Raw genomic sequence first — 17,948 nt, forward strand, 5'->3', positions numbered from 1 at the left:
AAGGCAAAAAACAATGAGCTACACCAAAGCTAACATCACCAAGCGCAAGTTCGACGTCGTCATCGTCGGCGCCGGCGGCTCCGGCATGCGTGCCGCCCTCGAACTCTCCCGCGCAGGCCTGAACGTGGCCTCGCTGTCCAAGGTGTTCCCCACCCGCTCGCACACCGTGGCGGCGCAGGGCGGCGTGAGCGCATCGCTGGGCAACATGTCCGAGGACAACTGGCACTACCACTTCTACGACACCATCAAAGGCTCCGACTGGCTGGGCGACCAGGACGCCATCGAGTTCATGTGCCGCGAAGCACCGAATGTGGTGTACGAGCTGGAACACTTCGGCATGCCGTTCGACCGCAACCCCGACGGCACCATCTACCAGCGCCCCTTCGGCGGCCACACGGCCAACTACGGCGAAAAGCCGGTGCAACGCGCCTGCGCAGCCGCTGACCGTACCGGCCACGCCATGCTGCACACGCTGTACCAGCAGAACGTGAAGGCCAAGACGAACTTCTTCGTCGAGTGGATGGCCCTGGACCTGATCCGCGACGCCGATGGCGACGTGGTGGGTGTGACAGCCCTTGAAATGGAAACCGGCGACCTGTACATCCTGGAAGCCAAGACCGTGTTGCTGGCCACCGGCGGTGCTGGCCGCATCTTTGCCGCATCGACCAACGCCTTCATCAACACCGGCGACGGCCTGGGCATGGCCGCACGTGCCGGCATCCCGCTGCAGGACATGGAGTTCTGGCAGTTCCACCCCACCGGCGTGGCCGGCGCGGGCGTGCTGCTGACCGAAGGCTGCCGCGGCGAAGGCGCCATCCTGCTCAACAGCAACGGCGAACGCTTCATGGAGCGCTATGCGCCCACGCTGAAGGACCTGGCACCCCGCGATTTCGTGTCCCGCTCGATGGACCAGGAAATCAAGGAAGGCCGTGGCTGCGGCCCCAACAAGGACTACGTGCTGCTCAAGCTCGACCACCTGGGCGCCGACACGATCCACAAGCGCCTGCCCTCGGTGTACGAGATCGGCGTCAACTTCGCCAACGTGGACATCACCAAGGAGCCAATCCCCGTGGTGCCCACCATCCACTACCAGATGGGTGGCGTGCCTACCAACATCAACGGCCAGGTCGTCACCCATGACGGCACCGGCAACAAGGTCGTCAATGGCCTGTATGCCGTGGGCGAATGCTCCTGCGTGAGCGTGCACGGCGCGAACCGCCTGGGCACCAACTCTCTGCTGGACCTGCTGGTGTTCGGCAAGGCCGCTGGGCGCCACATCGTCGAGTTCAACAACAAGAACAAGGAGCACAAGCCCCTGCCAGCCGATGCGGCCGACCGCACGCTGGAGCGCCTGAACCAGCTCGACCAATCCACCAGCGGCACCTACTCGCAGGCTCTGGCGGGCGACATCCGCGCCACCATGCAGCAGCACGCAGGCGTGTTCCGCACGCAGGTCAGCATGGATGAAGGCGTCAAGAAGATCGCCGAACTGCGCAGCCGCGTGGCGGGCATCACGCTGCAGGACAAGTCCAAGGTGTTCAACACCGCACGCATCGAAGCGCTGGAAGTGGACAACCTGATCGAAGTGGCCCAGGCCACGATGGTGTCGGCCGCCGCCCGCAAGGAATGCCGTGGCGCACACACCGTGTACGACTACGAGCAGCCTGCCGACCACCCCACGGCACCGCTGGGCCGCAACGATGCAGAGTGGATGAAGCACACCCTCTGGCACAGCGCCGACAACAGCCTGACCTACAAGCCAGTGAACCTCAAGCCCCTGACGGTGGACAGCGTTCCTCCCAAGGTCCGGACGTTCTAAACAGTAGCCCCACGAGAGCAGAACCATGCAAAAGCGCACATTCCAAATCTACCGCTACGATCCGGACAAGGACGCAAAGCCCTACATGCAGACCATCGAGATCGAACTCGACGGTCACGAGCGCATGCTGCTGGACGCCCTGGTCAAGCTCAAGGAACAAGACCCCACGCTGTCGTTCCGCCGCTCCTGCCGCGAAGGCGTGTGTGGCTCTGACGCCATGAACATCAACGGCAAGAACGGCCTGGCCTGTTTGACGAACATGAACACGCTCAAGGGCGTGATCACGCTCAAGCCCCTGCCCGGCCTGCCGGTGATCCGCGACCTGATCGTGGACATGACCCAGTTCTTCAAGCAGTACAACTCGATCAAGCCCTACCTGATCAACGAAGGCCTGCTGCCCGAGAAGGAACGCCTGCAAAGCCCCGAAGAGCGCGACGAGCTCAACGGCCTGTACGAGTGCATTCTGTGCGCCAGCTGCTCCACCAGCTGCCCCAGCTTCTGGTGGAACCCCGACAAGTTCGTGGGCCCCGCCGGCTTGCTGCAGGCCTACCGCTTCATCGCCGACAGCCGCGACGACGCCACGGGCGAGCGCCTCGACAACCTCGAAGACCCGTACCGCCTGTTCCGCTGCCACACCATCATGAACTGCGTGGACGTGTGCCCCAAGGGTCTGAACCCCACCAAGGCCATCGGCAAGATCAAGGAACTGATGGTGCGCCGCGCCATCTGACCTGGATCACCCAAGTTGTAGGCCATGGAATCCCCGTCCACCACCGCCATCACGCCAGAAGCGGCATCGCCGCTGCTGGATGGGCGTGAATTGAGCAAGCTGCACTGGCGCTGCCGGCGCGGCTTGCTGGAGAACGATCTGTTCATCGAACAGTTCTTCACCCGCTACGAATCGACGCTGACCCAGCGCCACGCGCAGGGCATGCGTGTGCTGATGGACCTGGCGGACAACGACCTCCTGGACCTGCTGCTGCGACGGCGCGAGCCCGCAGGCGAGCAAGACACGGAAGAAGCGCGCGAAGTGCTTGGCATGCTGCGACAAGGCAGCGGTGCCATGGCACTGCAAGCCTGACACGGCGGCCCAGCCCCAAGACCGGATCAACATCGGCAACCTACCCAAGGAAAGTAACAATGAAGCTAGCTGACAACAAAGCCACCCTGTCGTTCAGTAACGGCAGCCCCAGCGTGGACCTGCCGGTCTATCAGGGCAGCATCGGCCCGGACGTCATCGACATCCGCAAGCTGTATGCGCAGACGGGCATGTTCACCTATGACCCGGGCTTCCTGTCCACAGCAGCCACCCAGTCGGCCATCACCTACATCGATGGCGACAAGGGCGAGTTGCTGTACCGCGGCTACCCCATTGAGCAGTTGGCCGAAAACTGCGACTTCCTGGAAACCTGCCACCTGCTGCTGTACGGCGATCTGCCCAACGCAGCACAAAAGACCGACTTCACCAGCCGCGTGACCAACCACACCATGGTCAACGAGCAGATGCAGTTCTTCCTGCGTGGCTTCCGCCGCGACGCGCACCCCATGGCTGTGCTGACCGGCCTGGTGGGCGCCCTGTCGGCCTTCTACCACGACAGCACGGACATCAACAATCCGCAGCACCGCGAGATCGCCGCGATCCGCCTGATCGCCAAGATGCCCACGCTGGTCGCCATGGCCTACAAGTACGGCATGGGCCAGCCCTACATGTACCCGCAGAACCACCTGAGCTACGCAGGCAACTTCCTGCGCATGATGTTCGGTACGCCCTGCGAAGAGTACAAGGTCAACCCCGTGCTGGAACGCGCGCTGGACCGCATCTTCATCCTGCACGCTGACCATGAGCAGAACGCTTCGACCTCCACCGTGCGCCTGTGCGGCTCGTCGGGCACCAACCCGTTCGCTGCCATCGCCGCTGGCGTGGCCTGCCTGTGGGGCCCTGCCCACGGTGGCGCCAATGAAGCTGCACTGAACATGCTGTACGACATCCAGGCCCAAGGCGGCGTGGAAAAGATCGGCGACTTCATCAAGCAGGTCAAGGACAAGAACTCTGGCGTCAAGCTCATGGGCTTTGGCCACCGCGTGTACAAGAACTACGACCCGCGCGCCAAGCTCATGCAAGAGACTTGCAATGAAGTGCTGGCCGAACTGGGCCTGGAAAACGACCCGCTGTTCAAGCTGGCCAAGGAACTGGAAAAGATCGCCCTGGAAGACGACTACTTCGTGCAGCGCAAGCTCTACCCGAACGTGGACTTCTACTCCGGCATCGTGCAGCGCGCCATCGGTATCCCGGTGAACCTGTTCACCGGCATCTTCAGCCTGGCCCGCACCGTGGGCTGGATCGCCCAGCTGAACGAAATGATCGGCGACCCCGAGTACAAGATCGGCCGCCCACGCCAGCTGTTCACCGGCTCCGTGCGCCGCGACGTGCCTCCCCTGGCCAGCCGCTGATCGTTGCGGCGCACTGCGCCGACCGCTCCCAACCAAAAAGCCCGCAGGCACTGCTTGCGGGCTTTTTTGTTGCCTCACGCATGCGCTTCAGCGACCGCCGCGGAGTCGTGGGCATGCTCCCGAACCTGCGCCCGAGCGTAGCGCCCAGGCGGCATACCCACATGGCGGGTGAACGCCACGCCAAAGGTGTTGACGGAGCTGTAGCCCGTGCGCTCGGCAATCTCTGCCATGCCGCAATCGTCGCGCCGCAGCAGGTCTTTCGCCAACGCCATGCGCCAGGTCAGCAGGTATTCCATGGGCGCCACACCCAGCACGCGGCTGAAGCGCTCAAAGAAGGCGGAGCGTGACAACGCCGCCTCCCTGGCCAGCTGCGCAACCGTCCAGGGCTGCGCAGGGCTGGCGTGCATGCTGCGCAATGCCGCTGCCAGCCGCTCGTCCGCCAGCCCTCGCGCAAGGCCCGCCGAGGCCGCCGTCCCGGCCGTCGAGCGCAGCGCCTCCACCAGCAGTACTTCGAGCAGGCGGGCCAGCACCACATCGCGGGCCGGGCGCTGCGCCCGGCATTCATCGGCCACCAGCTGCACCAGGGTAGCCAGGCGGCTGTCTCCGCGCACATGCACCAGCTGGGGCAGCAGCGTCACTAGCAGGTCCGCGTCGGGTGCGCCAAACACGCAGTAGCCGACCAAATACCGCACCTCCGGCGCCGCCGTGGTACTGCCCAGGCGGAATTCGCCACCCGGCAAGACCACCGGCATCGCCTCTGGCTGGTCCGGCCCCGGGGGCGGCAGGCTGGACATGGCGAAGCCTTGGGTGGAAGGGATGAGGACGAAATCCCCCGCTTGCAGCGCCACGGGCTCATGCCCTTGCGCTTCCAGCTGGCATGCACCGTCAAGGACGGCGCAGTAGAACGTACGCCCGGGCTCGCCGCGACGCACACGCCACAGCCCTGCGGCGGTGACGACCTTGGAGAAAGGCGCGCCCGGCTGCAGCAGGGCCACCACATCGGCAAAGGGGTCGGACATCTGGACTTTCAGAACATATTTTGCGACTTTGCAGTGTATCTAGTCCTGTCGCTCCGGCCTATCGTTGGGGCACCTCAACCACTGATTGGAATCCCCATGAAAACCGTCCTCATCACCGGCTGCTCCTCCGGTTTCGGCCTCGAAACCGCCCGCCACTTCCTGGACCAAGGCTGGAACGTGGTCGCCACCATGCGCACGCCGCAGCCACAACTGCTTCCGACCAGCGAGCGCCTGCGCATCGTGGCGCTGGACGTGACCCGCGAGGACAGCATCCGCGACGCCATCGCTGCGGCCGGCCCCATCGACGTGCTGGTCAACAACGCCGGGATCGGGCTGCTGAATGCGCTGGAGGGCACACCGATGGCGACCGTGCGGGACGTGTTCGAGACCAACACGCTCGGCACCATCGCGATGACGCAGGCGGTGCTGCCGCAGTTCCGGCAGCGGCGCTCCGGGGTGATCGTGAATGTGACGTCCAGCGTGACGCTGGAGCCTTCGCCGCTGCTGTCCGTGTACAGGGCGAGCAAGGCGGCAGTCAACGCGTTCACCGAATCGCTGGCGCTGGAGCTGGAGTCCTTCAACGTGCAGGCACGTCTGGTCCTCCCGGGGCGCGCACCGCAAACCCGCTTTGGGGAGAACGCCCGCCCGCGGATGGGCTCGGTTCCCGAGAGTTACGACGCCGTGGCCCAGCGTGTCTTCGCGGGGTGGGCGCAATCCCATGCGCTGGTCACCCATGCTGCCGACGTGGCGCAGGCGGTGTGGCGCGCCGCCACCGATCCGTCGTGCCCGATCCGACTGCCCGCGGGCGCCGACGCGGAAGCCCAGGCTGCGGCACTACACGGCCGCAGCGCGGCGTAAACCCCGGGGGCGAGGGGCAAAGGCGATCGCCAGCACATACTACCCCCTAGTAAAAGCATCTTTTGCACTCGTAGCGCTTATCCATCAATCGCTTCAGATTTATACTACCGCCTAGTATCTCGTTCCATGCGCCCCTCCCGCCACCCCTGGCCGTGACGGGCGCCGCCCCCATGCCCCATTCCGCCGAAGACAAGCAACGCGCCATCACCCGCCTGCGCCGCATCCGTGGCCAGGCGGAAGCGCTGGAGCGCGCCGTCGAGGCGGGCAGCGACTGTGCTCCCATCCTGCAGCAGCTGGCGGCGATGCGCGGCGCCGTGCACGGGTTGATGACCGACCTGCTGGACAGCCATGTGCGCGAAACGCTGATGGCCCAGCCCTCCGCCGCCCCCCAGGCGCTGGACGAGACACTCACGCTGCTTCGCTCGTACCTGAAGTAGCCTTCGCCCCCCTTCCCCACCGCCTACCCAAGGAGCCACCCCATGAAATCCCGCGCCGCCGTTGCCTTCAAAGCCGGAGAACCCCTGCAGATCGTCGAGATCGACGTGGCCCCGCCCAAGAAGGGCGAGGTACTCATCAAGATCACCGACACCGGCGTGTGCCACACCGACGCCTTCACCCTGAGCGGTGACGACCCCGAGGGCCTGTTCCCTGTGGTGCTGGGCCATGAAGGCGCGGGCATCGTGGTGGAAGTGGGCGAAGGCGTGACCAGCGTGAAGCCCGGCGACCATGTGATCCCGCTCTACACCGCCGAATGCGGTGAGTGCCTGTTCTGCAAGAGCGGCAAGACCAACCTGTGCGTGAGCGTGCGCGCCACGCAGGGCAAGGGTGTGATGCCTGACGGCACCACGCGCTTCAGCTACAACGGCCAGCCCATCTACCACTACATGGGCTGCAGCACCTTCAGCGAATACACCGTGGTGGCCGAGGTGTCGCTCGCCAAGGTCAACCCCAACGCCAACCCCGAGCAGGTCTGCCTGCTGGGCTGCGGCGTGACCACCGGCCTGGGCGCCGTCAAAAACACCGCCAAGGTGCAAGAAGGCGACACCGTGGCCGTGTTCGGCCTGGGTGGCATCGGCCTGGCCGTGATCCAGGGCGCCAAGCTGGCCAAGGCCGGGCGCATCATTGCTGTGGACACCAACCCCAGCAAGTTCGACCTGGCCCGCACCTTTGGCGCTACCGACTGCATCAACCCCAAGGACTTCGACAAGCCGATCCAGCAGGTCATCGTGGAGATGACGACCTGGGGCGTGGACCACAGCTTTGAGTGCATCGGCAACGTGAACGTGATGCGCGCCGCACTCGAGTGCGCGCACCGGGGCTGGGGCCAGTCGGTCATCATCGGCGTGGCGGGCGCAGGCCAGGAGATCAGCACCCGCCCCTTCCAGCTCGTCACCGGCCGCAAGTGGCTGGGCACGGCGTTTGGCGGCGTCAAAGGCCGCAGCGAGCTGCCCGGCATGGTCGAAGACGCGATGGCCGGCAAGATCCAGCTCGCGCCGTTCGTCACCCACACCATGGGCCTGAAGGACATCAACGAAGCCTTTGACCTGATGCACGAAGGCAAATCGATCCGATCGGTCGTCAAGTACGCCGCGTAACTTGGCTACTCGCCAGCGCCCACAGCCCCAGAGACAACCGGGCTCTCTGGGTGCTGGCCCTGGCGGGCCATGACAAACGGCCTGGAGCAGTCTTTTAGGGCCCCCACAAGCGAAAACTGCCTCAAGCGCTACGATTTATTGCCTGAGCAGCTATCAATTCAAGAGCAATCACCATGACCACTCCCCTGGATCTGCTCAGCAGCCACGCCTGCTTTGGCGGCGAGCAGCGCTTTTACCAGCACACCTCCACCACCATCGGCCTGCCGATGAAGTTCTCGGTGTACCTGCCGCCCCAGGCGCAGCAGGGGCCTGTGCCCGCCGTGTTGTACCTGGCCGGCCTGACCTGCACCGAAGAGACCTTTGCGATCAAGGCCGGTGCCCAGCGCCTGGCCGCCGAGCTGGGCCTGGCCCTGATCGCTCCCGACACCAGCCCACGCGGCGAAGCCGTGTCGGCCCTGCCCGGCGCCACGGCCAGCTGGGACTTTGGCGTGGGCGCAGGCTTTTACCTCGACGCCACGCAGAGCCCCTGGGACACCCACTGGCGCATGGAGAGCTACCTGCTGCAAGAGCTGCTGCCCCTGGTGGGTCAGCACCTGCCCATCGACGCGCAGCGCCTGGGCATCTTCGGCCACAGCATGGGCGGCCACGGCGCGCTCACCCTCGCCCTGCGCCACCCCGGCAGGTTCAAGACGGTGTCGGCCTTTGCGCCCATCTGCGCGCCCACCCAGTGCCCCTGGGGCGAAAAGGCCTTCACCGGCTACCTGGGCCCCGACCGCACCACTTGGCTGGAGCACGACGCCACGGTGCTGATGCAGCACCAGCCCATTGCGCCCTACCCGGCGGGCATCCTCATCGACCAGGGGCTGGACGACAAATTCCTGGCCGACCAGTTGCACCCCCACCTGTTCGAGGCCGCGTGCCAGGCCATCGGCCAGCCGCTGACGCTGCGCCGACACGCGGGCTACGACCACGGCTACTACTTTGTGCAGAGCTTTGTGGGCGACCATTTGGCCCACCATGCGCGGGGTCTTGGCGCCGGACATTAATGCGCACTTAAGCAACTGGCAGCACACTAGGGGGTTATGCTTTTGTCCCTGCGGCGCCTGCTGCCCTTTGCCTCGGCTTCACGTTCGGAGCCTCCGTCTGCTCCCACCCCACCCCGCCCCATGCACCCCGCCTGGGTGGTGGTGCTGGTCAGCACCTGGCTGGCCACGGCCTGCAACGTACCGCTGTGGCAAGAGGTGGCCCAGCTGCCCGGCCAAGGCAGCCTGCGCGGCTGGGGCTTTGCGCTGGCGTTTGCGCTCATCGTCGCAGCGGGCAACGCGGCGCTGCTGAGCCTGCTGGCCTGGCGCTGGACGCTCAAGCCCGCCGTGCTGGTGCTGGTGCTGATGGCCGCGTTTGGTGCCTACTTCATGCTGGCCTACGGCATCGCCATCGACGCCAGCATGCTGGTCAACGTGATGCAGACCGACGTGAAAGAAGCGGGCGACCTGCTCAACCTGCGCATGCTGGGCACGGTGCTCGTCCTGGCCGTGCCGCCGCTGCTGTGGCTGTACCGCCGCCCCGTACAGCGCCTCACGGCCCTGCGCCATGTGGCGCACAACGGGCTGCTGCTGGTGGGCTCCATCGCCGTCATCGTGGTGTGCCTGCTGCTGGTGTTCCAGGACTTTGCATCGACCATGCGCAACCACACCAAGCTGCGCTACCTGATCAACCCGCTCAACAGCGTGTACGCGCTGGGCAACATTGCCACCAAGCCCCTGCGCATGGACACCAGCAAGATCCTGCCCCTGGGCCGTGACGCCCAGCTGGGCGCCAGCTACGCAAGCCAGGCCAAGCCGCCGCTGCTGGTGCTGGTGCTGGGCGAGACGGGCCGTAGCGGCAACTTTGGCCTGAACGGCTATGAGCGCGACACCACCCCCCGCCTGTCGGCCCGCAAGGACCTGGTGAGCGCACGCAATACCTGGTCGTGCGGCACCAGCACCGCCGCGTCGGTGCCCTGCATGTATTCGCACCTGGGCCGCGCGGGCTACGAGGGCCGATCGGCCAACTACGAAAGCCTGATCGACGTGCTGCACCACGCCGGCCTGGCCGTGCTGTGGGTGGACAACCAGTCGGGCTGCAAGGGCGTATGCGACCGCGTGGGCGAAACCAGCACCAGCACCCAGAAGGACCCCGCACTGTGCGCAGGCGGCGAGTGCCTGGACCGCGTGATGCTCAAGGACCTGGACGCCCAGATCGCCGCCCTGCCCGCTGAGCAGCGCCAGCGCGGCACCGTGGTGGTCATGCACCAGATGGGCAGCCACGGCCCCGCGTACTACAAGCGCTCCGCGCCCGAGAACAAGAAGTTTGGCCCCGAATGCACCTCCACCGCGCTGCAGGAATGCCAGCGCGAGCAGGTGGTCAACGCCTACGACAACAGCATCGTCGAGACCGACCATTTCCTCGATTCAGTGCTCCAATGGCTGGGAGCGCAGGAACAACATGCCCAGACAGCTATGATTTACGTAGCAGACCATGGTGAGTCGCTGGGGGAGAACAACATCTACCTGCACGGTCTGCCCTACTCCATTGCGCCCGACGTGCAAAAACACGTGCCCTGGATCACCTGGCTGTCGCCCGCCATGCAGGCCCGCACCCACCTCACCACGGGCTGCCTGCAGCAAGACCTGGGCGAGCGACGCATCACGCACGACCACTACTTCCACTCGGTGCTGGGCCTGATGGATGTGAAGACCGAGGCGTACAACACCGAGCTGGACATGTTTGCTGCGTGCCGCAAGCCGGCGGCAGCGGGCTGAGGCGGGCTGAAGCAGGCCAAAAGCTGGGCGTTGGGCGCTATGCCCTGCCCGCTCAGCGCGCCCCGGGCAGCAACAGGATCTTGCCGATGCTGGCGCCAGACTCCATGCGCCGATGGGCCTGTGCGGCATCGGCCAGTGCAAACGTGCTGTCGATCACCGGCCGGATCACCCCGGCGGCCAAGGCTGGCAGCCACTGCTGCGCAAACCGCTGGACCATGGCCTGCTTGACCTCGGGCGGGCGGGACTTCATCACGGTGCCAAAAATCTGCAGGTGGCGGTACAGCACCACATCCATGGGCAGCTCCGCACCCTGCGCCCCACCCAACAGCCCCACCGACACCAGGCGCCCGCCGTCGGCCAGCGACCGCACGTTGCGCTGCAGGTACGGAGCCCCGATGAAGTCGATCACCACATCCACGCCCCGGCTCTGCGTGGCCTGCGTCACCACCGCCTGAAAGTCTTCGCTGCGGTAGTCGATGAACACATCAGCCCCGCAGCCCAGCACAGCGCCGCGCTTGTCGCCCCCGGCCGTGGCGAACACGCGCGCTCCCGCCGCATGGGCCAGTTGCACCGCGGCTGAACCCACGCCGCCCGCTGCGGCATGGATCAGCACCGACTCGCCCGCATGCAGGCGCGCCAGGTGGAACAGCGCCTCATGCGCGGTCACGAACACCTCGGCCACGGCGCCAGCGGCCACCAGGTCCATGCCCGCAGGCACCGGCATGGCCATGCGGTGGTCGACGCGAGAGAGCTCGGCATAGGCGCCGCCCCCCACGATGCCCATCACGCGGTCCCCCACGGCAAAGCCTTGCACCTCGGGCCCCATGGCGACCACGGTGCCCGCAATTTCCAGCCCCATGGTGTCGGCATCGCCAAAGTAGGCGCGGCCGTAGGCCCCCTTGCGATGCAACAGGTCGGCCCGGTTGACGCCGATGGAAGCGTTGCGCACCAGCAAATCGTGCGGGCGCACCTCGGGGACGGGGATCTCGCGCGCCACCAGCACCTCGGGGCCGCCGAAGTCATCGAACACGACGGCTTGCATGGTGCGTGGGGTGGTTGCGGGCTGCTCGGTGACAGGCAGTGCGGTCATGGGTGTGGACATGGGGTTGCTCCTCAGGCATGGCTTTCAATGCCTTCAAGGATAGGGCTGTGCATGGCACTTTAAACGCAGCAATTTCGCTCTACAGCGATGCAAATTTGCATCACACTCGGCTTTCATCCGCGACCTAGGCACGACCATGAACTGGGACGACACCCGCATCTTTCTCGCCCTGACGCGAGCGCCCTCCTTGCGCGCCGCCGCTCGCAGCCTGGGCGTGGACCAGGCCACCGTGGGGCGGCGGCTGAATGCGCTGGAGGCCGAGCTGGGCGCCAAGCTCTTCCTGCGCGCCAAGGACGGCTACCTGCTCACCGCCGCGGGCGAGACAGCGCTGGCCGCCGCCCGCCGCATGGAAAGCGCTGCCCTGGACCTGCGCACCCGCATCGAGGGCCAGGACACCAGCCCCGGCGGCCTAGTGCGCGTGACCAGCACCGACTCGATCGCCATCGACCTGCTCATGCCCGCCATTGAGCGCCTGCAACAGCACTGGCCCCACATTCGCGTGGACCTGGAGGTGTCCACCCAGTTGCTCAGCCTCAGCCGCCGCCAGGTGGACATCGCTTTCCGCAACATCCGGCCCGAGGCGCCCGACCTGGTGGTGCGCCGTGTGGTGTCGTGGCCTGTGGGCCTGTTCGCCAGTGCGGGCTATGTCGAGCGTTTTGGCATGCCGGTGCCAGAGGACGAACTGCGCGGCCACCACCTGGTGGCCTACGCGCCTTACCTGGAGCACAACGCGTTTCTCACCATGGCGGGCGTGCCTGCGCGCCAGGCCCGGATCGCGCTGGCCGTGCGCTCCAGCCTGCTGGTGCGCAAGGGCGTGGCGGCGGGCATTGGCCTGGGCGAAATGCCGGTGTGGATGGGCGAACGCGAAGGCCTGGTGCGTATCTGGCCCGAGCGCCGCCGGGCCAACGACTACGAGGTCTGGCAGGTGATGCACCCCGACCTGCAACGCACCGCCCGGGTGCGCGCCACCGCAGAGTTTCTGTCCGAGGCGTTCCAGATCCGGTAACTCCCTCACCGATGGAGACAGTCCTTCGCATGCTGGGCTGCGAGCGGCGTCCAGCGGGGCTGCGGCACCCCATGCCCCATACTCTGGCGCACATCTTTGCCACTGCAACGCACCATGCCACACACCATTCACCACCAGGAACAGGACGCCAAAGGGGCGTTCTACATCGAGCACAGCGGCCAGCGCCTGGCCGAGATGACCTACAGCCGCACCAACGCCACGATGATCATCGTGGACCACACCGAAGTAGATCCATCGCTCAGCGGCCAGGGTGTGGGGCGCGCGCTGCTCGAAGCGCTGGTGCAATGGGCCAGAGCCACGGGCACCAAGGTGGTTCCGCTGTGCCCGTTTGCTAAGGCGCAGTTCGACAAAGACGCCTCTTTGCGGGACGTGCTGGTGTAAACCGGCCCACTGACGGCGGTGCCCACCAAGGGCGGTCCATGGCTGGTCACTGCCGGTCATGGCAACGAACTCCATTGGCCATGGATGGGCGGCGCCCCCCGCGCGCATCGGTGGTGGAGTGACTCCGGCCCGAATTGCCCACAGCCGCTGAAGACGCCAAGCGCCTTCAGGTAGAAAATTCCGCCATGAATCAAAGCGTCATTTACGCCCTGGGCGCAGCGGTGCTCTTTGGGGCAAGCACCCCTTTTGCCAAGCTCCTGACGGGCGACCTGCCACCGGTGCTGCTGGCAGGCCTTCTGTATCTGGGCAGCGGCCTCGGGCTGGCCCTGGTGCGTGTGGTCCGCGATGGCGGGCTCAAACCCTCTGGCGTTCCCTTGAATGAGTGGCCCTGGCTCCTGGGCGCCGTGCTGTTTGGAGGCGTGATGGGGCCTGTGGCGCTGATGTTTGGACTGCGCTCCACCAGCGGCGCCACAGCTTCGCTCCTGTTGAATCTGGAAGCGGTGCTGACCGCAGTCATTGCCTGGTGGGTGTTCAAAGAAAACGCCGACCGGCGCATCGTGGGGGGCATGCTCGCCATCGCGGCAGGAGGCATTGCATTGGGCTGGCAGACCGGCTCTTCGTGGCCACCCAGCGGCATAGGCTCCTGGCTGGTGGGCCTTGCCTGCTTGTGCTGGGCCATCGACAACAACCTCACACGCAAGGTCTCTGCCTCCGACGCGCTCTTTGTTGCCGGTATCAAGGGCCTGATTGCGGGGTCGGTCAACACCGCGCTGGCTATCAGCATGGGCGCTGCCTGGCCGTCATGGGCCACACTGTCTGCAACGATGGCTGTGGGCCTTTTGGGATACGGCATCAGCCTTGTGCTGTTTGTGCTGGCATTGCGCGGGCTCGGCACAGCCCGCACGGGAGCCTACTTCTCCACCGCGCCCTTCATGGGGGTGGTTGTGTCCTTGTTGGTGTTCTCGGAACCAACGTCATGGGTGTTCTGGATGGCCGCTGCGCTGATGGGCCTGGGGGTGTGGTTGCACCTCACGGAACACCACAGCCACGAGCACCAACACGAAGCGCTGGAACACGAGCACGAACACGAACATGACGAGCACCACCAGCACGCGCATGGCGTAGAGCATCGCGGCAGCGGCAAACACAGCCACCGACACACGCACCTGCCACTGAAGCACACGCACCCGCACTACCCGGACATCCACCATCGGCATGTCCATTGAGACCGAACACCCGCTTGTGGCGGGGCCGTCCCTTTGCAGGCAGCACGGCATTCGGCGTTAAGCGCCCTCCCCCACAGTCATCACCAAGGCCCCCGCCGTCGGCGAGCCCGCAGGGTGCGCAATTACCACAGCGCCATCCAGCCTTCCACCTCTCCCACCAAATGCGCCCGGAACACCTCGGCAATCGGTGACAGCTGCTTGCCCTTGGGCCAGACCAGGTGCCACTGCGACTGTATGGGAAAGCCCTGCACGTTGAGCACGGCAAGCCCCTCGTGGTGCGGACCCAGGGCGTGGTGGGAGACGATGGAGACGCCCAGCTGGCCCTCCACCGACTCCTTGATGGCTTCGTTGCTGCCCAGCTCCAGCAATGCGCTGGGCGCAAAACCCAGTTGGCGCAGGTGGGCGTCAGTGGCCATGCGGGTGCCGGAGCCTTTTTCGCGCAGGATGAAACGCTCCGTCTGCAATTGCGCGAGCTTGATGCGCTTTTTGGCGGCCAGGGGGTGGCCGGCGGGGGCGATGACAACCAGCGGGTTGGGCATGAGAATCTGGTCCTCCAGCGGCAAATCCGCAGGCGGCATGGACATGACGTAGAGGTCGTCCAGATTGCTGCGCAGGCGGGAGATGACGTGGTCGCGGTTGAGGACCTCCAGCGAGATATCGATCTGTGGGTGCAGCTTGCAGAAGCTGCCCAGCAGGCGGGGCACAAAGTATTTGGCGGTGCTGACCACGGCGACCTTGAGGCGCCCGCTGGTGAGGCCCTTGGCGCCCGACACGCGCTGCTCGAACGCGTCCCACTCGCCCGCAATGGCACGCGCAGTGCGGGCCAGGGCCTGTCCCGCCTCGGTCAGGTGTACACGGCGTGAGACCACCTCGTACAGCGGCAGGCCCACGGCCTGGGTCACCTCACGCAACTGCATGGAGGCCGTGGGCTGCGTGACATGCATGACCTTGGCAGCGGCGCTGACGCTGCCCGTCTCGGCCAGCGCCAGGAACAGCCGCAACTGGCGAAAGGTGATGTTCATAGATTTTTATCTATAGATAACCGCATTCAAATCGATTTTACTTTGCACCCGCACACCCCTAGCATCGGCCCCCAACAAGGAGTTGATGATGCAAAGCTTGCTGGACCCTGCGATTTTGTTTTTTGCCCTGGGAGTGTTTGCGGGCCTGGTCCGATCCAACCTGGAGATGCCGGCGGCGATATCGAAGTTCTTGTCCATCTACCTGCTGATGGCGCTGGGTCTGAAAGGCGGGTTTGCATTGGCGGCCTCGGGCCTGACACCCAGTGTGACCAGCAGTCTGGGGCTGGCGGTGCTGCTGGCCGTGGTGGTGCCGCTGGTGGGCTATGCGCTGCTGCGGCGGGTGCTGTCGGGCTTTAACGCAGCAGCGGTCGCAGCCACCTACGGATCGGTCAGCGCCGTGACCTTTGTGACGGCCACGCAGTACCTGGAGTCACAGCACATTGCCTACGGCGGCTACATGGCGGCAGCCATGGCGCTGATGGAGTCGCCCGCCATCATCCTGGCGGTGATGCTGGCCAATGCGATGCGGCAGCGGCAGTCGGTGGCTCAGTCGTTGGCAGTCAACGCCTCAAGCCCCCTCCTGCGCGTGCAACCGGTGGTCGCCATGGCGTCGGCAGGGGGCCCAGCACTGGCTGGCGGCAGCGCAGGCGGCGCACCTGGCAAGCCAGGGCCTCACCTGTCGGTGGGCAAGATCCTGCATGAATCGTTCACCGACGGCACCCAGTTGCTGCTGCTGGGCGCCATGGTGATCGGCATGGTGACTGGCGATGCCGGCAAGGCGGCCATGCAACCGTTCTCGGGCGACCTGTTCAAGGGCATGCTGTGCCTGTTCTTGCTGGACATGGGCTTGTCCACCGCGCGCAACCTGCCTGCGGTGCGCAAGCAGTCACCCTGGCTGCTGGCCTACGCGGTGCTGGGGCCGCTGACGCACGCCAGCCTGGCCCTGGCGCTGGCCTGGCTGCTGCAGGTGCCCGCGGGGGACGCAGTGCTGCTCATGGTGCTGGCCGCCAGTGCGTCGTACATCGCGGTGCCTGCAGTGGTGCGCTATGCCATCCCCGAAGCCGACCCGTCGCTGTACGTGAGCCTCTCGCTGGGGGTGACGTTTCCGCTGAACATCCTGGTGGGCATTCCGCTGTACGCGCAGGTGGTGCAGCGGGTGTGGGGGGGCTGACGAGGCAACGCATTGCGGCCTGCGGCGCGCAGTCCACAGTGCACGGAGAAGGGCACGGGATCTAGAAGAGGCTGCCCTGACCCTTCAGCAGCCCCGGCCTGAACTGCCCCAGGTCCAGCCCCTCACGCTCGCGGTTGAGCCCCAGGCGGCGGCAGGTGTTGGCAAAGCGCTGGCGCAGCAGGTCGGCCCAAAGCCCGCTGCCCTTCATGCGGGTCACGAAGTCGCTGTCATAGGCCTTGCCTGCGGCGCGTTGGGCTTCGGTGAGGTGGTGCAGGTCTTGCACCCGGGCCATGACGCGCGCCGCGCGCTGGGGGTAGTGCACCGTGAGCCATTCGCGAAACAACGCATCCAGCTCCCACGGCAGTCGCAGCACGGTGTAGAACGCAGTGCGCGCTCCAGCGTCGCGCGCGGCCTCCAGCACGTGTTCCATGTCTTCGGTGATGAAGGGTATCTGGGGCGCCACGCTCACGCCCACCGGCACTCCTGCCTCAGCCAGCGCGCGAATGGTGCGCAGCCGCCGGTGGGGCGCAGCAGCACGGGGCTCCATGCGCCGGGCCAGCGTGGCGTCGAGTGTGGTGATGGTGACGTACACCGCTGCCAGGCGCTGTGCGGCCAGCGGGGCGAGCAAATCGAGATCGCGCTCCACGCCGCCGGATTTGGTGATCAGCGAGAACGGGTGCCGGGCCTCGCGCATTACCTCGATCACGCTGCGCGTGAGCTTCAGGTCGCGCTCCACGGGCTGGTAGCAATCGGTGGCCGAGCCGATATTGAGCAGGCGCGGTACATAGCGCGGCTGCGCAAGCTCTTGACGCAGCACCTGCGTAATGTTGTGCTTGGCCACGATCTGCGTCTCAAAGTCGAGCCCGGGCGAAAAATTGAGGTAGCTGTGCGTGGGTCGGGCGTAGCAGTAGATGCAGCCGTGCTCGCAGCCCCGGTAGGGATTGACCGAAAGCTCGAAGAAGATGTCCGGCGAGTCGTTGGCACACAAGGCGCTGCGCGCGGTCTCGAAATGCACCCGGGTGGCGAGTGAAGGGCTGGGGCGACTTTCCCCGTCACCCCCATCCCATCCATCGCTCCATCCATCACCACCCCCTGCCACCGCGCCGTTCAGCGCACCCGCTTGCTCCGCGCCGCCATGCTCCAGGCCCAGCGCCTCGCCAAGGGGCCGCAGAGGGCCCCACCCATCGTCCGCCCGTTCGCGCTGGTCTTTGGCAAAACGGTGCGCCATGGCCGTGGCCGCACCCCGCCCCCGAATGGCTTGCAGCGGGATGCGGATCTCCTGCGGCGGTGCAGGCAGGTCGTCGTCGGGGACTGGGGATGGGCTCATGGCGAGCAACAAATGGGTTGAGATCGGTTGATGATACTGTTTATTTATAAGGGGTATCTGCTTAGCTCCAGTAGCTCCGTTGATACTGTGATTTCATCCAGCAATGGTATCCGATTGCCTCTCCCCGGTATTCTTGCTCACGACATCCC

At 65.8% G+C, this 17,948-nt stretch carries 17 protein-coding genes; 13 read left to right on the forward strand and 4 right to left on the reverse strand.

All coding sequences use genetic code 11. From position 1 onward, the window contains the following. Positions 1 to 13: 13 nt before the first annotated feature. The 4 genes from sdhA to ASD94_RS10625 are packed head-to-tail and all read left to right on the forward strand — an operon-like array spanning position 14 to position 4,270. Positions 14 to 1,819 (forward strand): succinate dehydrogenase flavoprotein subunit, encoded by a 1,806-nt coding sequence (gene sdhA / locus ASD94_RS10610; protein ID WP_056642494.1) that lies wholly within the window; start codon positions 14 to 16, stop codon positions 1,817 to 1,819. A 25-nt stretch (positions 1,820 to 1,844) separates the two neighbouring features. After that, entirely contained in the window at positions 1,845 to 2,549 is a 705-nt protein-coding gene (locus ASD94_RS10615; RefSeq protein WP_056642496.1) for a succinate dehydrogenase iron-sulfur subunit, read from the forward strand. 24 nt (positions 2,550 to 2,573) lie between these two features. Further along, the gene (locus ASD94_RS10620) at positions 2,574 to 2,900 is read left to right on the forward strand and encodes a succinate dehydrogenase assembly factor 2 (RefSeq protein ID WP_056642499.1); all 327 of its coding nucleotides are present in this window, start codon (positions 2,574 to 2,576) and stop codon (positions 2,898 to 2,900) included. A 59-nt stretch (positions 2,901 to 2,959) separates the two neighbouring features. Continuing rightward, on the forward strand, positions 2,960 to 4,270 hold the full coding sequence (locus ASD94_RS10625) for a citrate synthase (RefSeq protein ID WP_056064903.1): 1,311 nt from the start codon (positions 2,960 to 2,962) through the stop codon (positions 4,268 to 4,270). A gap of 74 nt (positions 4,271 to 4,344) precedes the next feature. Here ASD94_RS10625 and ASD94_RS10630 read toward each other — a convergent pair whose 3' ends face one another. Next, positions 4,345 to 5,289: an AraC family transcriptional regulator gene (locus ASD94_RS10630; protein ID WP_056642502.1), complete on the reverse strand. Its 945-nt coding sequence runs from the start codon at positions 5,287 to 5,289 to the stop codon at positions 4,345 to 4,347. A gap of 96 nt (positions 5,290 to 5,385) precedes the next feature. Between ASD94_RS10630 and ASD94_RS10635 the strand changes: the two genes are divergently transcribed. From ASD94_RS10635 to ASD94_RS10655, 5 genes are all read left to right on the forward strand, one after another. After that, positions 5,386 to 6,147 (forward strand): SDR family oxidoreductase, encoded by a 762-nt coding sequence (locus tag ASD94_RS10635; RefSeq protein ID WP_056642503.1) that lies wholly within the window; start codon positions 5,386 to 5,388, stop codon positions 6,145 to 6,147. A gap of 170 nt (positions 6,148 to 6,317) precedes the next feature. Beyond that, on the forward strand, positions 6,318 to 6,584 hold the full coding sequence (locus ASD94_RS10640; RefSeq protein ID WP_015015062.1) for a metal/formaldehyde-sensitive transcriptional repressor: 267 nt from the start codon (positions 6,318 to 6,320) through the stop codon (positions 6,582 to 6,584). A gap of 42 nt (positions 6,585 to 6,626) precedes the next feature. Continuing rightward, positions 6,627 to 7,742, forward strand: coding sequence for an S-(hydroxymethyl)glutathione dehydrogenase/class III alcohol dehydrogenase (locus ASD94_RS10645; protein WP_056642506.1), 1,116 nt, complete (start codon positions 6,627 to 6,629; stop codon positions 7,740 to 7,742). A gap of 173 nt (positions 7,743 to 7,915) precedes the next feature. Continuing rightward, the gene (gene fghA / locus ASD94_RS10650) at positions 7,916 to 8,788 is read left to right on the forward strand and encodes an S-formylglutathione hydrolase (RefSeq protein WP_056642509.1); all 873 of its coding nucleotides are present in this window, start codon (positions 7,916 to 7,918) and stop codon (positions 8,786 to 8,788) included. A 36-nt stretch (positions 8,789 to 8,824) separates the two neighbouring features. Then, positions 8,825 to 10,543, forward strand: coding sequence for a phosphoethanolamine transferase (locus tag ASD94_RS10655; protein ID WP_056642513.1), 1,719 nt, complete (start codon positions 8,825 to 8,827; stop codon positions 10,541 to 10,543). Positions 10,544 to 10,595: 52 nt separating this feature from the next. On the opposite strand, the gene ASD94_RS10660 is transcribed toward ASD94_RS10655, so the two are convergent. Further along, complete coding sequence (locus tag ASD94_RS10660; RefSeq protein WP_082576834.1) at positions 10,596 to 11,645, reverse strand: NAD(P)H-quinone oxidoreductase; 1,050 nt, start codon at positions 11,643 to 11,645, stop codon at positions 10,596 to 10,598. Between the two features lie 136 nt (positions 11,646 to 11,781). On the opposite strand from ASD94_RS10660, the gene ASD94_RS10665 reads away from it, so the two are divergent. The 3 genes from ASD94_RS10665 to ASD94_RS10675 all read left to right on the forward strand — a co-directional run bounded on the left by ASD94_RS10665 (position 11,782) and on the right by ASD94_RS10675 (position 14,279). Then, complete coding sequence (locus ASD94_RS10665; protein ID WP_056642516.1) at positions 11,782 to 12,651, forward strand: LysR family transcriptional regulator; 870 nt, start codon at positions 11,782 to 11,784, stop codon at positions 12,649 to 12,651. Between the two features lie 114 nt (positions 12,652 to 12,765). Beyond that, complete coding sequence (locus tag ASD94_RS10670) at positions 12,766 to 13,053, forward strand: GNAT family N-acetyltransferase (protein WP_056642517.1); 288 nt, start codon at positions 12,766 to 12,768, stop codon at positions 13,051 to 13,053. Between the two features lie 185 nt (positions 13,054 to 13,238). Next, positions 13,239 to 14,279 carry a DMT family transporter gene (locus ASD94_RS10675; protein WP_056642545.1) on the forward strand — a complete coding sequence of 347 codons (1,041 nt, stop codon included), beginning with the start codon at positions 13,239 to 13,241 and terminating at the stop codon, positions 14,277 to 14,279. A gap of 122 nt (positions 14,280 to 14,401) precedes the next feature. On the opposite strand, the gene ASD94_RS10680 is transcribed toward ASD94_RS10675, so the two are convergent. Beyond that, positions 14,402 to 15,301 (reverse strand): LysR family transcriptional regulator, encoded by a 900-nt coding sequence (locus ASD94_RS10680; protein ID WP_056642521.1) that lies wholly within the window; start codon positions 15,299 to 15,301, stop codon positions 14,402 to 14,404. An 88-nt stretch (positions 15,302 to 15,389) separates the two neighbouring features. On the opposite strand from ASD94_RS10680, the gene ASD94_RS10685 reads away from it, so the two are divergent. Next, positions 15,390 to 16,472, forward strand: a complete 1,083-nt coding sequence (locus ASD94_RS10685; RefSeq protein WP_056642523.1) for a sodium-dependent bicarbonate transport family permease — start codon at positions 15,390 to 15,392, stop codon at positions 16,470 to 16,472. A 61-nt stretch (positions 16,473 to 16,533) separates the two neighbouring features. On the opposite strand, the gene ASD94_RS10690 is transcribed toward ASD94_RS10685, so the two are convergent. Continuing rightward, on the reverse strand, positions 16,534 to 17,799 hold the full coding sequence (locus ASD94_RS10690; protein WP_056642526.1) for a PA0069 family radical SAM protein: 1,266 nt from the start codon (positions 17,797 to 17,799) through the stop codon (positions 16,534 to 16,536). Positions 17,800 to 17,948 lie beyond the last annotated feature (149 nt).

The sequence above is a fragment of the Acidovorax sp. Root70 genome (assembly GCF_001428225.1).
In the GTDB taxonomy this organism is placed as follows: domain Bacteria; phylum Pseudomonadota; class Gammaproteobacteria; order Burkholderiales; family Burkholderiaceae_C; genus Acidovorax.

Bases quoted from the DNA above. Each gene is read 5' to 3' on its own strand.
- sdhA (WP_056642494.1), top strand. From the start codon at position 14: ATGAGCTACACCAAAGCTAACATCACCAAGCGCAAGTTCGACGTCGTC.
- ASD94_RS10615 (WP_056642496.1), top strand. From the start codon at position 1,845: ATGCAAAAGCGCACATTCCAAATCTACCGCTACGATCCGGACAAGGAC.
- ASD94_RS10620 (WP_056642499.1), top strand. From the start codon at position 2,574: ATGGAATCCCCGTCCACCACCGCCATCACGCCAGAAGCGGCATCGCCG.
- ASD94_RS10625 (WP_056064903.1), top strand. From the start codon at position 2,960: ATGAAGCTAGCTGACAACAAAGCCACCCTGTCGTTCAGTAACGGCAGC.
- ASD94_RS10630 (WP_056642502.1), bottom strand. From the start codon at position 5,289: ATGTCCGACCCCTTTGCCGATGTGGTGGCCCTGCTGCAGCCGGGCGCG.
- ASD94_RS10635 (WP_056642503.1), top strand. From the start codon at position 5,386: ATGAAAACCGTCCTCATCACCGGCTGCTCCTCCGGTTTCGGCCTCGAA.
- ASD94_RS10640 (WP_015015062.1), top strand. From the start codon at position 6,318: ATGCCCCATTCCGCCGAAGACAAGCAACGCGCCATCACCCGCCTGCGC.
- ASD94_RS10645 (WP_056642506.1), top strand. From the start codon at position 6,627: ATGAAATCCCGCGCCGCCGTTGCCTTCAAAGCCGGAGAACCCCTGCAG.
- fghA (WP_056642509.1), top strand. From the start codon at position 7,916: ATGACCACTCCCCTGGATCTGCTCAGCAGCCACGCCTGCTTTGGCGGC.
- ASD94_RS10655 (WP_056642513.1), top strand. From the start codon at position 8,825: ATGCTTTTGTCCCTGCGGCGCCTGCTGCCCTTTGCCTCGGCTTCACGT.
- ASD94_RS10660 (WP_082576834.1), bottom strand. From the start codon at position 11,645: ATGTCCACACCCATGACCGCACTGCCTGTCACCGAGCAGCCCGCAACC.
- ASD94_RS10665 (WP_056642516.1), top strand. From the start codon at position 11,782: ATGAACTGGGACGACACCCGCATCTTTCTCGCCCTGACGCGAGCGCCC.
- ASD94_RS10670 (WP_056642517.1), top strand. From the start codon at position 12,766: ATGCCACACACCATTCACCACCAGGAACAGGACGCCAAAGGGGCGTTC.
- ASD94_RS10675 (WP_056642545.1), top strand. From the start codon at position 13,239: ATGAATCAAAGCGTCATTTACGCCCTGGGCGCAGCGGTGCTCTTTGGG.
- ASD94_RS10680 (WP_056642521.1), bottom strand. From the start codon at position 15,301: ATGAACATCACCTTTCGCCAGTTGCGGCTGTTCCTGGCGCTGGCCGAG.
- ASD94_RS10685 (WP_056642523.1), top strand. From the start codon at position 15,390: ATGCAAAGCTTGCTGGACCCTGCGATTTTGTTTTTTGCCCTGGGAGTG.
- ASD94_RS10690 (WP_056642526.1), bottom strand. From the start codon at position 17,799: ATGAGCCCATCCCCAGTCCCCGACGACGACCTGCCTGCACCGCCGCAG.